The 16,033-nt window shown below is 32.0% G+C and carries 8 protein-coding genes; 1 reads left to right on the plus strand and 7 read right to left on the minus strand.

The features are described 5' to 3' along the window. Positions 1 to 9: 9 nt before the first annotated feature. Positions 10 to 570 (minus strand): hypothetical protein, encoded by a 561-nt coding sequence (locus WHD08_RS10085; protein WP_208890930.1) that lies wholly within the window; start codon positions 568 to 570, stop codon positions 10 to 12. Between the two features lie 363 nt (positions 571 to 933). Here WHD08_RS10085 and mfd point away from each other — a divergent pair, with 363 nt between their 5' ends. Continuing rightward, the gene (gene mfd / locus WHD08_RS10090) at positions 934 to 4,269 is read left to right on the plus strand and encodes a transcription-repair coupling factor (protein WP_208890929.1); all 3,336 of its coding nucleotides are present in this window, start codon (positions 934 to 936) and stop codon (positions 4,267 to 4,269) included. A gap of 276 nt (positions 4,270 to 4,545) precedes the next feature. Here the strand turns inward: mfd and WHD08_RS10095 are convergent, their stop codons facing one another. From WHD08_RS10095 to nusA, 6 genes are all read right to left on the minus strand, one after another. Then, the gene (locus tag WHD08_RS10095; RefSeq protein ID WP_165734295.1) at positions 4,546 to 6,315 is read right to left on the minus strand and encodes a MutS-related protein; all 1,770 of its coding nucleotides are present in this window, start codon (positions 6,313 to 6,315) and stop codon (positions 4,546 to 4,548) included. Between the two features lie 7 nt (positions 6,316 to 6,322). Further along, positions 6,323 to 7,417: a HesA/MoeB/ThiF family protein gene (locus WHD08_RS10100; RefSeq protein ID WP_165734294.1), complete on the minus strand. Its 1,095-nt coding sequence runs from the start codon at positions 7,415 to 7,417 to the stop codon at positions 6,323 to 6,325. Between the two features lie 178 nt (positions 7,418 to 7,595). Then, the gene (locus WHD08_RS10105; RefSeq protein ID WP_208890928.1) at positions 7,596 to 10,955 is read right to left on the minus strand and encodes a leucine--tRNA ligase; all 3,360 of its coding nucleotides are present in this window, start codon (positions 10,953 to 10,955) and stop codon (positions 7,596 to 7,598) included. A 131-nt stretch (positions 10,956 to 11,086) separates the two neighbouring features. Continuing rightward, positions 11,087 to 11,620, minus strand: a complete 534-nt coding sequence (locus tag WHD08_RS10110) for a DUF2911 domain-containing protein (protein ID WP_208890927.1) — start codon at positions 11,618 to 11,620, stop codon at positions 11,087 to 11,089. Between the two features lie 199 nt (positions 11,621 to 11,819). Continuing rightward, a complete protein-coding gene (gene infB, locus WHD08_RS10115; protein ID WP_208890926.1) occupies positions 11,820 to 14,708 on the minus strand; it encodes a translation initiation factor IF-2 in 2,889 nt (962 codons plus the stop codon). A gap of 60 nt (positions 14,709 to 14,768) precedes the next feature. After that, positions 14,769 to 16,025: a transcription termination factor NusA gene (nusA, locus tag WHD08_RS10120; protein WP_165734290.1), complete on the minus strand. Its 1,257-nt coding sequence runs from the start codon at positions 16,023 to 16,025 to the stop codon at positions 14,769 to 14,771. Between the last annotated feature and the right edge of the window lie 8 nt (positions 16,026 to 16,033).

A 16,033-nucleotide genomic window follows, 5' to 3' on the forward strand; every position in this document is an offset into this window, starting at 1 on the left:
AAGAAGAAATTAATGTTTAGATTCCCAAATACGTTTTCTTCCAGAAGTAGAACGACCATTCCCTCCACTTAGTGAAAAACGGTATGTAATACCTACAGAAGCGTAAGTATGAGAACGTTGACTTTGGAATCTTTCTTCATTATACTTGTGCATTAATACTCCTTGTAATCCTAAGCGATTAGAAATCCAAAGTGTACCACCAATACCAAAATTTAAAGTTGGTAATACATGTTTAGATTCTATAAGACTTCCACCAATTAGTACATAAGGATTAATGGTATTTTGTGAAGTACCAAAATCATATCTAACTTCACCATCATAAGTGGTGTATTTTTGATTATCATTAAAATCAGTAGAAATACTACCTGCTAAAGTTATATTTTTTAACACATAGGTCGCTACAGATATTCTAGGGAATTGAGAAATAAGCCTACCTCCCATATCTGGTCCATCTTCTACAGAATAAAGTACAAAACCAGAGCCAAGTGTTACAGCCCATTTATTAACTTCATTCTGACTGAAACTATTTAGTGTGAATAAAAAAACAAGAATAAGAACTATATGTTTCATTTAAATTTTCTTTTTTAGGGATAAGAAAAGCAATTTGCAATTTCTAATATTTCTTTTGGCAAATATATTGATTTAACAAAGAAAATAAAGTACTGTATATTTTATTTGCGTTAAAGTTTAATTTATTCGAAAATGATAAAAATAACACCTAATAAATTATAAATTGATAATTTACAAACCAATACCTTACATTATAATCTACTGATTTAAGGTACAACAAAGATAATTAAATCCCCTTTACAGAATATAAAACGTAAATTTCACTAAACTATTTTAAGAAAAGATTATATCTTATTTAAAATAGTTTTTAAACATTTTATATTTAACAAATTCAAATTAATATCTTTGCTAAAACATTTCGGGTTGAGCAAGCAGCACATTGTAAATCAATATCAAAACTCTGCGAATGTATCGCAGATAATTAACCAACTTCAACAAGACAAAAACCATTTTCAAATATCGAATTTGGTCGGCTCTTCGTTGTCTTTTGTTATTTCAGAAACCTTTAAAAAAGCAGACAAACCTTATCTATTAATCTTTAATGATAAAGAAGAAGCTGCTTATTACCTTAACGATTTAGAACAATTATTAGGAGAAAAAAATGTCCTTTTTTATCCTGGTTCTTACAGAAGACCTTATCAAATAGAAGAGACTGATAATGCAAATGTATTACTACGTTCAGAAGTTTTAAACCGAATTAATTCTCGTAAAAAACCTGCTGTAATTGTAACCTATCCAACGGCATTGTTCGAAAAAGTGGTTACCAAAAAGGAGCTAGAAAAAAACACATTAAAAGTAGCAGTTGGAGAAAGTCTATCTTTAGATTTTGTAAACGAAGTTTTATTCGAATACAAATTTAAACGTGTAGATTTTGTTACAGAACCAGGTGATTTTTCTGTTCGTGGAGGAATTATAGATGTTTTTTCTTTTTCTAATGATGAACCATACAGAGTTGAATTTTTTGGTGATGAGATAGACAGTATTCGTTCTTTTGATGTAGAGACACAATTATCTAATGAGAAACTGAAAAAGGTTTCTATTATGCCAAATGTAGAAAACAAAACATTACAAGAAAACAGAGAAAGCTTTCTTAAATACATTTCGCCTAAAACTGTCATTTTTGCAAAAAACATCGATTTAATTACCGGAAACCTAGATAAATTTTATCAAAAGGCTGAAGAAGCTTTCCAAGATTTATCCAAAGAAATAAAACACGCAAAACCAAGTGAGTTATTTTGTGATGGAAGTTTTATCAAAAATCAAATACAAGATTTTTCACTGATAGAAATTTCTACTAAAACACAAACGAAAGGTCTTTCTGAAATTAAATTTAATACCATTGCACAACCTTCTTTTAATAAGCAATTCGATTTATTAATAGAGAATTTAGAAGAATATCATAAAGCAGAATTTACAAATTACATTTTTTGTGCAAACGATCAACAAGCAAAACGTTTTCATGATATTTTTGATGATGCAGCACAAGAAGTACATTATGAAACGGTAGTTTTTCCATTATATCAAGGTTTTGTCGATGTTGAAAACAGGTTAGTTTGTTACACAGATCATCAAATTTTTGAGCGTTATCATAAATTCCGATTAAAAAACGGGTACGCTAAAAAGCAGGCAATTACGCTTCAGGATTTAAACAAATTAGAAATTGGAGATTATGTAACACATATGGATCACGGAATTGGAAAATTTGGTGGTTTACAAAAAATTGATGTTCAAGGTAAAAAGCAAGAAGCCATAAAATTAGTCTACGGAGAAAGAGATATTTTATATGTAAGTATTCACTCGCTTCACAAAATTTCTAAGTTCAACGGTAAAGACGGTAAAGCACCTAAAATATATAAATTAGGTTCTGGAGCTTGGAAAAAAATCAAACAGAAAACAAAAGCAAGAGTTAAACATATTGCGTTTAATTTAATTCAATTATACGCGAAAAGAAAACTACAAAAAGGATTTGCTTTTGGTCCAGACACACACATTCAGCATGAGCTAGAAGGTAGTTTTATGTATGAAGACACGCCAGATCAATTTACATCTACGCAAGATGTAAAAACCGATATGGAAAAAGAACAACCAATGGACCGTTTGGTATGTGGAGATGTTGGATTTGGTAAAACAGAAGTTGCCGTAAGAGCCGCTTTTAAAGCTGTAGATAATGGCAAGCAAGTCGCAATTTTAGTTCCTACAACCATTCTTGCATTTCAACATTATAAAACATTTACAGAACGTTTAAAAGATTTTCCTGTCCGTATTGATTATTTAAACCGATTTAGAACTGCCAAACAAAAAACAGAAGCCATAAATGGTGTAAATGATGGTTCTATAGATATTATTATCGGAACGCATCAATTGACAAATAAGCGTTTACAATTTAAAGATTTAGGTCTTTTAATTATTGATGAAGAACAAAAATTTGGAGTTTCCGTAAAAGATAAATTAAAAACTTTAAAGGAAAATGTAGATACATTAACCTTAACAGCAACGCCAATTCCTAGAACTCTACAGTTTAGTTTAATGGCTGCAAGAGATTTATCAGTAATAAAAACGCCTCCTCCAAACAGACATCCAATAGAAAGTAATGTCATTCGTTTTTCTGAAGAAATCATTCGTGATGCTATTTCTTACGAAGTTTCTCGTGGAGGACAAGTTTTCTTTATTCATAACAGAATAGAAAACATAAAAGAAGTTGCTGGCTTAATACAAAGATTGGTTCCTACCGCAAAAGTAGGTATTGGTCACGGGCAAATGGAAGGAAAAAAACTAGAAGGTTTAATGCTCGGTTTTATGGCAGGAGATTTCGATGTATTGGTTTCTACAACCATCATAGAAAGCGGATTAGACGTACCAAATGCCAATACTATTTTTATTAATAATGCAAACAATTTTGGATTATCAGATTTACACCAAATGCGTGGTAGAGTTGGTCGTTCAAATAAAAAAGCATTCTGTTATTTCATAACTCCGCCGTACCATATGATGACGGATGATGCCAGAAAACGTATTGAGGCTTTGGTTTTATTTTCCGATCTAGGAAGCGGAATTAATATTGCCATGAAAGATTTAGAAATTCGTGGAGCTGGAGATTTATTAGGTGGTGAACAAAGTGGATTTATAAACGATATTGGTTTTGATACCTATCAGAAAATACTACAAGAAGCTATTGAAGAGTTAAAGGAGAATGAGTTTAAGGAACTCTATCCTACAGATAATTCTAAGCCTAAAGAGTTTGTAAAAGAAGTACAAATAGATACCGATTTCGAGATTCTTTTTCCGGATGATTATATCAATTCTATTACAGAAAGATTGGCTTTGTATAACAAATTAGGTGAGCTAAAAACCGAGGATGAATTACAAACTTTTGAAACTGAAATTATTGATAGATTCGGGGAATTCCCTACGCAAGTAGAAGATTTATTAGATTCTGTTCGTATAAAATGGTTGGCAAAAGAGCTTGGTTTAGAAAAGGTTATTCTAAAGCAAAAAAGAATGATGGGGTATTTTGTTGCCAATCAACAAAGTGAATTTTACCACACAGATGCCTTTACGCGGATGTTAAAATATGTGCAGCTAAACCCTAAAAGTTGTGTTATGAAAGAGAAAGAATCTAAAAACGGATTGCGATTATTAATCACTTTTATAAGAATTGATTCCGTAAAAACGGCTTTGAGTATTTTACAAAAAGTGTAGATTTATTATTAGAAGCTGTTTCCCGCTTTCCGCTATATCTTTTTTCTTCTGTTCTCGATACAAATTTGCAAAAAAGCAAATTCACTCGAACTGACAGAAAAAAGGATGCCGTTTCAATCGGGGCTAGACTTGTTTGCTAGCTTTAGTTGATAATGTTTGTCATTTCTACCTTTTGGGGAGAAATCTCATCACGTTACTCAGGTTTGTGTTATAACTGTTATGTGACTTCTCTTTGCAATCGAAGTGACAACTCTACACTTTTTTAAAGCATTCACACTAAACAATTTCCATTTTCTGTAATAAAAAAGAAGCGTTCATATTTTTACAAATTCCGTTTTTTAGAGTGTAATCGAAACTTAGTTCGTTGTTGCTAATTTCTGCATCAAAATAGTAATTTTTAATGTCTGTAAACTCATTTTCTAATTCACACAAACTCACATCGTGGGTTGCAATAATTCCGGTTGACTTAGATTTTGTCAATTTTTCTACAAACTTTTTAGAGCCAATTGCTTTGTCTTTACTATTGGTTCCTTTTAAAATTTCATCTAAAACAATGAAATAATCTGTAGTTTTAATTTCATCAACAATAAACTTTAAACGCTTTAATTCAGAATAAAAATACGATTCATCTTCTGTTAAAGAATCTGTAGTTCTCATGCTTGTAATCAACTTTATGGGTGCATATTTAAAGTTTTCTGCACACACAGGTAAACCACAATTCGCCATAACAATAGACAAAGAAATAGTTCTTAAAAAAGTACTTTTACCCGCCATATTTGCTCCGGTAACAATAAAAAACTCTTCTTTATGAATGGTAAAATTATTATCAATTCTTTTAGTCGCATCTAATAACGGATGTCCTAAATTGGTAGCTTTTACAACTTCTTTGTCTGAAGTTATTTCTGGAAAAACAAACTTTGTGTGGTTAAAATGAAAATTTGCCAATGAATTCTGAGCATCGAAAAAAGCAACTACAGAAAACCATTTATCTACGGTGTGTTTGTATTTAGAAATCCACTTTTCTACATTGGTCGCTGTTCTAATCTCCGTTAAAAAAAGTCCGTTACCAACTACTGAAATCACCACATTATTTCGCTGATCAAAAGCATCTAAAACTCTAGAAAACTCTTTAAAAATGGCAGAGGCTTTTTTAGTTTCAGAATTGATAATTTGTTGTTTTTCTACTAAAACTTTTGATGTAAAATTTTCATTCTCAATTTCATTTAACAATACATGATATTGCTTAAAAGTTTCTCTTACTTTATCTGTATCTGCATATAAATTGCTCGTTTTTTTAACAAAAGCTCCTGTAATAAAAAGACCAATAAAAAACCAAATTACTAAAATTGAGAACGGAACAATACCAAACGACACCAAACCAATTATGGTTAATGAAGCAATAGAGAACACTATCTGAACTATCCCTAAAACTTTTGGCAACACTATTTTGTAATTCTGAATCCAACTAACAATAAAGCCAGAGGTGTCTTTTGTAGTAATTAAACTTGCCAAAGCACCAAAATGTTGTCTCCATTTTACTTTTGTAGCTAATTCTTTTATAGTGTTTTGTTTCTCTACAATTCCGTCTGTTTTGTTTTCTGTAAAAGTATTAGCTAGTAACTTTTTTCCTTCAGCAGTAACGCTTCTATTTAAGTATTGAAAAAAGGAACCAACACCAAACAAATCGATATCATTACTATAATAATGCATCGGATTTACAAATTCCTTACCAGATTCTAATTGATGAAATTTTCTATTTAAAACATCAATTTCTGTTGTATTAATGCTGATTTTAGCCTTAATAATTGCTCTTTTTTTCTGTAAATTGATATGTTTTACCACTAAAAAGGCAAACAATAGAATACCTAAGAAGGCAATGATAAAAACATCAGGATATTTACCAAAAGTTAGATAAATTAGAAAGCCAGTTGCTAAAAAGACGCCAAATCTAAAAATACTAAGGTTTATAGATTTCTTTTTTAATTGTGCTGATTCTTTTTCTAATGCTGACTTTTCTTCACTATAAAAATGGGAGGGAGTATTCATTCTAATATTATTTATTATAATTAGAAATTCCACCAAACAAACTTAAAACCTTAAGTGTTGGGTATTTCTTTTTTAACATTTTGGTTGCTTTGTAACTATTAAAACCTCTTTGACAAACCATTACATAGGTTTTATTAAAATCTACCTGAATAGTATCTACATCAAACTCTTGAATAGGAATTGTTTGCCCCACCTTAAAAGGCAATTTCAAATTGGGTAAAACAGCTATTAACTCTAAACTTCTCGACTGCTCTCCAACCGACAATTGTTCTTTTAACTTTTCTGATGATATTTGCCAATCCTTATTTTGAAGCTCACAAACTGCATCAAAATACGTTTGTACTTCAAATAATTTAGCAATCTTATCTTTTAAAACGGTTGGTTTTAACTTCATTTTCAATTGTGTATTTTGAAGTGAATTGTAAATCAACAATTCGTTTGCTAAGGGTTTTCCTACCCCTGTTATCAACTTTAAAACTTCATTTACTTGTTGCGTTGCGATCATACCAACAATAGAGTTCATTGTGCCTGCCTCTGAACAATTGGGAACATCGGTAGCCATTTCCGGAAAAGCGTCTCTTAAATTAGCAGAATAACTTCCGTTTTCTTGCAAAACATTAAAACTTGCTACATAACCGTCAAACTTATACAAAGAGCCATAAACCAAAGGTTTCTTTTTAAGAACGCAAGCATCGTTTAATAAGTATTTTGTTGGTAAAGAATCTGTACCATCTACAACAATATCAAATTGATTAATCAACTCAAAAACATTCTCTTTTGTAATTGGTTTGTTAGTGAAACCTACTTCTGTAAAAAGAGCTCTCTTTTTTATAAATTCTGATAAAACTGCTGCTTTGGGTTTATCTACATCATCTAAACAATAAAAGACTTGCCTATGTAAATTGGAAATATCTACAGTATCAAAATCTACTAAATGAATTTTACCGATACCACTAGCGGCTAAATACACCGCAATCGGACTTCCTAATCCGCCACAACCAATTACTAAAACACTTGATTTTTGTAATTTTCCTTGTCCGACTTCACCAATTTCAGACAAAGTAATTTGTCTTTTAAAAAGTTGATTTTTTGTTACTTTCATTAAGAGGACAAGATAGTTAAATAAAAAAAGCCATTACAAATAATTTTGTAATGACTTTTTAATTTTTATTAGATTTCTCAATCGCCTAAAAAAGCTCATTTCGAAATGACAACTTGTATTTTAATCTTAGTTTTCAAAACAAACTACAAACAAGCTAATACCTAAAATAGCTGCGCCTTTAGATAACTATGTTTATAATTTTACCAGGAACGATAATTACTTTTTTAGGAGCTTTACCTTCTAATTGAGCAATTGTTTTCTCGTTTTCCATTACTATTTTTTCTATTTCTTCTTTAGATAAATCTAAAGGAAGCTCTAACGTAAAACGCATTTTTCCATTAAAAGAAATAGGGTAATTCTTAGCACTTTCCACTAAATGACTTGCTTCAAAAACAGGGAAATCTGCTGTAGAAATAGATTCAGTATTACCTAATAAACTCCATAATTCTTCTGCAATGTGCGGTGCATAAGGAGAAACCAAAATTGCTAAAGGTTCTAATATTGCACGTTTATTACATTTTAAAGCAGTTAATTCGTTTACGGCAATCATAAAGGTAGAAACCGAAGTGTTAAAAGAGAAATTCTCTATATCGTCTTCTACTTTTTTAATGGTTTTATGTAATGTTTTAAGTTCATCTTTAGTTGCTGCTGCATCAGATACTTCAAATACTTCTTCGTTAAAGTATAGTTTCCATAATTTCTTTAAAAAAGAAGAAACTCCAGAAATACCAGAAGTTTTCCAAGGTTTTGCTTGCTCTAAAGGGCCTAAAAACATTTCGAATAAACGTAATGAATCTGCTCCGTATTCTTCACAAATAGCATCAGGGTTTACCACATTGTATTTAGACTTAGACATTTTTTCTACTTCACGTCCTACCTTATAAGCTCCGTCTTCTAGAACAAATTCAGCATTTTTATAATCAGAATTTAAAGCATGATTTTTAAAACCGTCTACATCTAACTCATCAGAAGCATTTACTAAAGAAACATCTGCATGTAAAGCCGTTTTAGTAATCATTACTAAATCAGCAAAATTAGGATCTAAGAATTTATTATCTAACAAGTAATTTTTAACAACCGTTTCAAATTCATCATCAGAATTAAAGGCATTTTTAGACACAAATACAGTTGGTATTTTCTCTAAAACATCATCCATAGATTTTTCATCAGAACAACCACAACCATTCTTTACAAAAGCTGTTGCTTTGTAAACAAAAGCAGAAGTTCCTAAAATCATTCCTTGATTAATCAACTTTTTAGCAAACTCATCTACAGGTACAATTCCTTTATCGAACAAGAATTTTTGCCAAAAACGAGCATATAACAAATGCCCTGTTGCATGTTCAGATCCTCCAATATATAAATCTACTTCTTTCCAATAGTCTAAGTTTTCCTTGCTTGCAAACTCGTTAGAATTTGTAGCATCCATGTATCTGTTAAAATACCAAGAACTACCTGCCCACCCAGGCATTGTATTTAGTTCTAAAGGATAAACAGTTTTGTTTTTTAACTTATCGTTAGAAACCACTTTCTTTCCACGAGAATCCCAAGCCCATTCTGTTGCGTTTCCTAAAGGTGGTTTTCCATCTTCGGTTGGCAAGTATTTTTCTACTTCTGGCAAAACGATTGGCAAGTGTTCTGCGTCAATCATTTGTGGCATTCCGTCTTTGTAATATACAGGGAAAGGTTCTCCCCAATAACGTTGTCTGCTAAAAACAGCATCACGTAAACGGTAGTTTATTTTTCCGTAACCAAAGCCACGTTTTTCCATTTCGAAAATGGCTAATTTTAATGCTTTCTTATATTTTAATCCTGATAAAAAGTCTGAATTTGCAATTTTTGTTCCATCTTTTCCTGTGTGTGCTTCTTCAGAAATATCTACACCTTCAAAAATATTAGGAATCGGAATTCCAAAATGTTTCGCAAAATCATAATCACGTTGATCACCACAAGGAACCGCCATAACTGCTCCGGTTCCGTAATTTGCTAAAACGTAATCTCCAATCCATATTTGAACTTTCTCACCTGAAAAAGGGTGAATTGCATACGCTCCTGTAAAAGCACCCGAAATGGTTTTTACATCTGCCATTCTATCACGTTCAGAACGTTTTGCTGTAGCAGCAATATATGCTTCAACTTCTGCTTTCTGAGCATCTGTAGTAATTTTAGAAACTAACTCGTGTTCTGGAGCTAATGTCATAAAGCTTACTCCGTAAATAGTATCTGGTCTTGTAGTAAAAACATCAATCTTATAAGATTTCTCGTCTTTTACAACTACTTCTGTTTCTACTGATTTTTCAATCTTTTTTGGAAATTGAATTGCTGTATTAATTGCCGCAACAACTTTTAATACATTTTCAACGACTTCTTCGTTTTTAAAACGAACAACATTAAAACTTTCATTGTTAAAAAATTCTGTTCTTGCTGCTTCATCTTCTTTACCAGAAAATTCAACAATTAAGTTCTTTGCTAAACATACATAATCCACCAAAAAGGTACCTATTGTATATTTTTTTCTGAATTTTGAAGCTCCTTTTTTACTCTTTAATTCGTCCCAAAGAACTGTTTCTGCTTTAGATAAATTCTGACGTAATTCTTTTAATGCTTCTAATTCCTTATAAGTTAATTTTACTTCCGAAGAAGTATTCTTAGCACCGTTATCAACATTAAAAGTAACCATTGCTCCTTGCGAACGTCCAATCCAATTGGTTTGAGAGTCTTTTAAAGGTTGTGGCCAATCTATTTTTTCTAATCCGTCTAAAAGACGTTGTGCATAAGCAGAAATTCTCATAGACCATTGTGTCATCTTTTTACGAACAACAGGATGGCTTCCTCTTTCTGATACTCCGTTTACAATTTCGTCATTTGCTAAAACCGTTCCTAAAGCAGGACACCAGTTTACTTCTGTATCCGACAAAAATGTTAAACGATATTGTAATAAAATTTCTTCTTGCTCTACTTTTGTAAATGCTTTCCATTCATCCGAAGAAAAAGTTTTAATTTCTTCATCACAAACGGCATTTACAGTTACATTTCCATCTTTTTTAAAGATTTTTTCTAACTCAGAAATATCTTCTGCTTTGTCAGAATCTTTATTATACCAAGAATTGAACAATTGAATAAAGATCCACTGTGTCCATTTATAATATTCCGGACTAGAAGTTCTTACTTCTCTGCTCCAATCAAAAGAAAAACCTATAGTATCTAATTGTCTTCTATATGTTTCTACGTTATCTTCTGTAGTTTTTGCAGGATGCTGACCTGTTTGAATTGCGTATTGTTCTGCTGGTAAACCAAAAGAATCATATCCTTGCGGATGCAATACATTAAAACCTTTATGACGCTTGTAACGTGCATAAATATCACTGGCAATATATCCCAAAGGATGCCCAACATGTAAACCTGCTCCGGATGGATAAGGAAACATGTCTAAAACATAATATTTAGGTTTTTCCGATTCATTACTGGCTTTAAAAGTTTGGTTCTCTGCCCAAAATTTTTGCCATTTCTTTTCTATATCTAAGTGATTATATTGCATTTGATTCTTTTATTAAAGTGCACAAATTTACGTTTATTCTTTGTAAGCAAGAAATTCATTTCTTTAAATTAAATGACATAAAAAAACCGTCTAAATTTCTTTAGACGGTTTCAATTATTTCTTAAAGAAAATTATTTAACAGAAACAGAAACTATGGTATTAGCCCATCCCATTTTTAAAGTCATATCGTCTGCAAACATCATAGAAAACGCTTCTATATTTTTGTCTGATGTAGAAACCGTACCTGGTACTCTAACAACATCTTGGTCTTCTTTATAAAAATAAGATCCCCAAACATTTTTTGCTGTACTTAAAATTACAACCCAATCTCCTTCTGTTTTAGGAATTGTAAATAACGTATAAGTTCCTGCTTTTACATCCTTACCACCAAAAACAACATCTTTGTAGAAAGTGATTTCTGCAGCTTCATTTGCACCTGTTCTCCAAACTTCATCAACAGGAGCTAATTTACTTAATTCTCTTCCATTTAACTGTGGTCTTCCGTAAGTTACTTTTACAACTTTGTCTGAAATTTTGTAACTACTTGGGTATGCAGCACCATCCATTGGGCTTTTATCTAAACCTTTAAAGTCTTGTGCATTTGTTCCTGTTGAACTAATTAATGTAATAGCAAAAATTGCAATTGATAAAATAGATTTTTTCATGGTTTGTTATATTTATTTATAATATTAGTATTCAAGTCTTCTTAAAAGTGAAAACCTTACAAAGGTTTATGATTATTTATGCTAAAATAAGTATAATACCAAATAAACATCAAAACGACTGATTAAATTTATTGGCATAAAAAAAGATCGAGATTTCAGCATGCTGAAATCTCGATCTTATATCTAAGTTTTGAAATTATTATTTCAATTTCTTCTTAACTGCTACTTCTTTGTAAGCTTCAATTACATCTCCTTCTATAATATCATTATAGTTTTTAATTTGAATACCACAATCGAATCCTTTTGTAACTTCTCTAACATCATCTTTAAAACGTTTTAACGCTGTTAAAGTTCCGTCGTGCACTACAATTCCGTCTCTAATAATTCTAATTTGAGAATCTCTTTGGATTTTACCAGACATTACCATACAACCTGCAATGTTACCAACTTTAGATATTTTATAGATTTCTCTAATTTCTACATTACCCGTAACTTCTTCTTTCATTTCTGGAGATAACATTCCTTCCATGGCGTCTTTTAAGTCATTGATAGCTGCATAAATAATAGAGTATGTTCTAATATCTACTTCTTCTCTATCGGCTACTGCTCTTGCATTTCCTTGCGGACGTACATTAAACCCAACAATAATTGCATCTGAAGCTGTTGCTAATAACACATCACTTTCTGTAATGGCTCCAACACCTTTATGTAAAATATTTACTTGAATTTCTTCTGTTGATAGTTTCTGGAAAGAATCTGTTAAAGCTTCTACAGAACCATCTACATCTCCTTTTAAGATAATGTTTAATTCTTTAAAGTCTCCTAACGCAATTCTACGTCCAATTTCATCTAACGTTAATGTTTTCTGAGTTCTTACAGATTGCTCACGTTGTAATTGAGAACGTTTAGAGGCAATTTGTTTTGCTTCTCTTTCATCATCAAAAACTACAAACTTGTCTCCAGCTTGTGGCGCTCCGTCTAAACCTAAAATAGATACTGGTGTTGATGGACCTGCAACTTTTAAATTAGTTCCTTTATCATCAAACATTGCTCTTACTTTACCACTGTGTTTACCTGCTAACAAGTAATCTCCAATTTTTAAAGTTCCAGCTTGTACTAATACAGTAGAAACATATCCTCTACCTTTATCTAATAATGCTTCCACTACTGCACCAACTGCATTTTTATTAGGATTTGCTTTCAATTCTAAAATTTCAGCTTCTAATAAAACTTTCTCTAATAATTCTGGAACACCTGTTCCATGTTTTGCTGAGATATCTTGAGACTGTATGTTACCACCCCATTCTTCTATCAACAAATTCATTTGAGATAATTGCGTTTTTACATTATCTGGATTTGCATTTGGTTTATCAATCTTATTGATTGCAAATATAATTGGCACTCCCGCTGCTTGCGCATGAGAAATTGCTTCTTTAGTTTGCGGCATCACATCATCATCTGCTGCAACTACAATAATAACTAAATCCGTTACTTGAGCCCCACGTGCACGCATTGCTGTAAACGCCTCGTGACCTGGTGTATCTAAAAATGCTATTTTTTGATCTCCAACTTTTACAGAGTACGCACCAATATGCTGTGTAATCCCTCCGCTTTCGCCTTCAATAACATTTGCTTTTCTAATATAATCTAGTAAAGATGTTTTACCATGATCTACGTGACCCATTACCGTAATAATTGGTGCACGATTTTCTAAATCTTCTGGTTTATCAACTACTTCTTCTATAGACTCTTCTACTTCTGCACCAACAAATTCTACTTTGTGGTTAAATTCTTCAGCAACAATAACTAATGTTTCTGCGTCTAAACGCTGATTCATTGTTACCATCATACCTAAAGACATACAAGCAGAAATAATGTTTGTAACAGGTACTTCCATCATCGTTGCAACTTCACTTACAGTAACAAACTCTGTTACTTTTAAGATTTTGTTGTCTAATGCTTGAGCTTCTAACTCAGCATCAGAATGCTCTCTATGGGCATCCCTTTTATTTCTACGGTATTTTGCTCCTTTTCCTCTAGAAGATTTTCCTTGCAGTTTCTCAAGTGTTTCTCTTACTTGTTTTTGAATTTCTGCTTCAGTTGGTTCTTCTTTTTTAACTGCTGCTGGTCTAGCGGCACCTCTACCACCTCTATTAAATGGAGGTCTACTTCCACCTGCTCTATTTCCTTGACCTGGTCTACTTGGTCTTGCCGTAGCAGAACCTGGCGCACCAGCTTTAGTTACAATACGCTTACGTTTCTTTTTGTCTGCGTTTGCATCTTTTTTAGGTTCAGGTTTCTTTTTCTTAGGTCTTTCAAATTGTTTTAAATCAATTTTCTTCCCTGTAAAATTAGGACCATCTAGCTTTTTATATTGCGTTTTGATAGCTTCTGCATTTTCTGCAGTAACCTCTTCTGCTTTTTCTTCTGATTTTGAAGCGTCTTTTTTCCCTTTTGGTTTATCACCAACTTTAGAAACTTCTTTTTCTATTTCAGAAACAGCTTTTTTAACCTCTGGTATAACAACCTTTGATTTTTCTTCAACTGGTTTTTCAACAACCGGAGTTTCTGCTACCTTAGAAGCTTCTGCTTTAGTCTCTACAACTGGTGCTTCTGCTACTACTTTAGGTTCTTCAACTTTAGGCTCTTCTGTTTTAGCTTTAGGTTCAGCAACAACCTCTACAGGTTCTTCTTTTACCTTTTCAACTTTTTCAGCAGGTTTTTTACCAATATTATCAATATCGATTTTACCAACAGTCTTAAACTCTAATTTATCTGCTTTGGCTCTTAAAACCTCTTCCTTCTTAACCTCTTCCGCTCTTTTCTTCTCTAATTTAGCTTCATGCTCTAAACGAATAGCTTCTTTCTCTTTTCGTTTTTCTTCACCAACTTCTTTAGATGCTGCTTTCTTATTAGCATCTTTTTCAAAGCCATCAAGTAAAACTTGATAGACGTCACCCGTAATTTTAGTGGTTGGCCTCGATTCTATTTCGTGACCCTTTCCCGCTAAATATTCGACTGCTCTATCAAGAGAAATGTTTAATTCTCTTAAAACTTTATTAAGCCTCATTGTTTTGCCTACAGACATATATTCTTTTTAACTTTATACTTGTAAAAATATGCTTTTTACGTTACTTCTTTACTATACTTAGTCCTCAAATTCTTCTTTCAAGATTTTTTGAACATCCGTAATTGTTTCTTCTTCTAAATCGGTTCTTTTTACCAACTCTGCAACACTAGTTTCTAATACGCTTCTAGCAGTATCTAAACCAATCTTTTTGAATTCGGCAATAACCCAATCTTCAATTTCGTCTCCAAATTCTGTTAACTCTACGTCTTCTTCTTCTAGACCTTCTCTCTTAACGTCTATTTCGTAACCTGTTAACTCACTTGCCAAACGAATATTTACACCACCTCTACCAATTGCTTTAGAAACTTCTTCTGGTTTTAATAAAACGCTTACACGTCCTTTTTTACCATTTCTTTCTTCTTCAAACATTTCTATTTCCATTGAAGTCACTTTTGCAGGACTTAATGCTCTTGAAATAAATAACTGCTCGTTTTTGGTATAGTTAATAACATCTATATTCTCATTACCTAATTCACGTACAATACCATGAATTCTTGAACCTTTAACACCAACACAAGCTCCAACAGGATCTATTCTATCATCATAAGAATCTACCGCTACTTTTGCTTTTTCTCCTGGTATTCTTGCAACTCCCTCAACAGTAATTAAACCATCAAAAACTTCTGGAATTTCTTGCTCAAATAATTTATTTAAGAAAACAGGCGATGTTCTAGATAAGATAATCGCTGGTTTGTTTCCTCTTAATTCTACCGTTTTAATAATTCCTTTTACAGAATCTCCTTTTCTAAAAAAGTCTGAACGAATTTGTTCACTTTTTGGTAATACAATTTCGTTTCCTTCATCATCAAGCAAAATAATTGCATTGTGACGAATGTGATGTACTTCGGCAGTATACAACTCGCCTTCTAAATCCTTAAATTGTTTAAAGATATTTGTACTATCGTGTTCATAAATTTTAGAAATTAAGTTCTGACGTAATGCTAAGATAGCTCTTCTACCTAAATCTATCAACTTAACTTCTTCAGATACATCTTCACCAATTTCAAAATCTGGCTCAATTAATCTTGCTTCCGCTAATTCAATTTCTTCATTATCATCTTCAGAAAAACCATCTGCAACAACAACTCTATTTCTCCAAATTTCTAAATCTCCTTTATCTGGGTTAATAATTATATCAAAATTATCATCCGAACCAAACTTACGTTTTAGGGCAGCTCTAAAAACTTCTTCTAAAATAGACATTAATGTTACTCTGTCTATACTCTTGTTATCTTTAAATTCTGAAAACGAATCAATTAATGCTATATTCTCCATTACATTTT

It is taken from the genome of Polaribacter sejongensis (assembly GCF_038024065.1).
Classification (GTDB): domain Bacteria; phylum Bacteroidota; class Bacteroidia; order Flavobacteriales; family Flavobacteriaceae; genus Polaribacter; species Polaribacter sejongensis.

What these genes read in the sequence shown, in the direction of transcription:
- WHD08_RS10085 (WP_208890930.1), bottom strand. Translation starts at nt 570, where the DNA reads ATGAAACATATAGTTCTTATTCTTGTTTTTTTATTCACACTAAATAGT.
- WHD08_RS10095 (WP_165734295.1), bottom strand. Translation starts at nt 6,315, where the DNA reads ATGAATACTCCCTCCCATTTTTATAGTGAAGAAAAGTCAGCATTAGAA.
- WHD08_RS10100 (WP_165734294.1), bottom strand. Translation starts at nt 7,417, where the DNA reads ATGAAAGTAACAAAAAATCAACTTTTTAAAAGACAAATTACTTTGTCT.
- WHD08_RS10105 (WP_208890928.1), bottom strand. Translation starts at nt 10,955, where the DNA reads ATGCAATATAATCACTTAGATATAGAAAAGAAATGGCAAAAATTTTGG.
- WHD08_RS10110 (WP_208890927.1), bottom strand. Translation starts at nt 11,620, where the DNA reads ATGAAAAAATCTATTTTATCAATTGCAATTTTTGCTATTACATTAATT.
- infB (WP_208890926.1), bottom strand. Translation starts at nt 14,708, where the DNA reads ATGTCTGTAGGCAAAACAATGAGGCTTAATAAAGTTTTAAGAGAATTA.
- nusA (WP_165734290.1), bottom strand. Translation starts at nt 16,025, where the DNA reads ATGGAGAATATAGCATTAATTGATTCGTTTTCAGAATTTAAAGATAAC.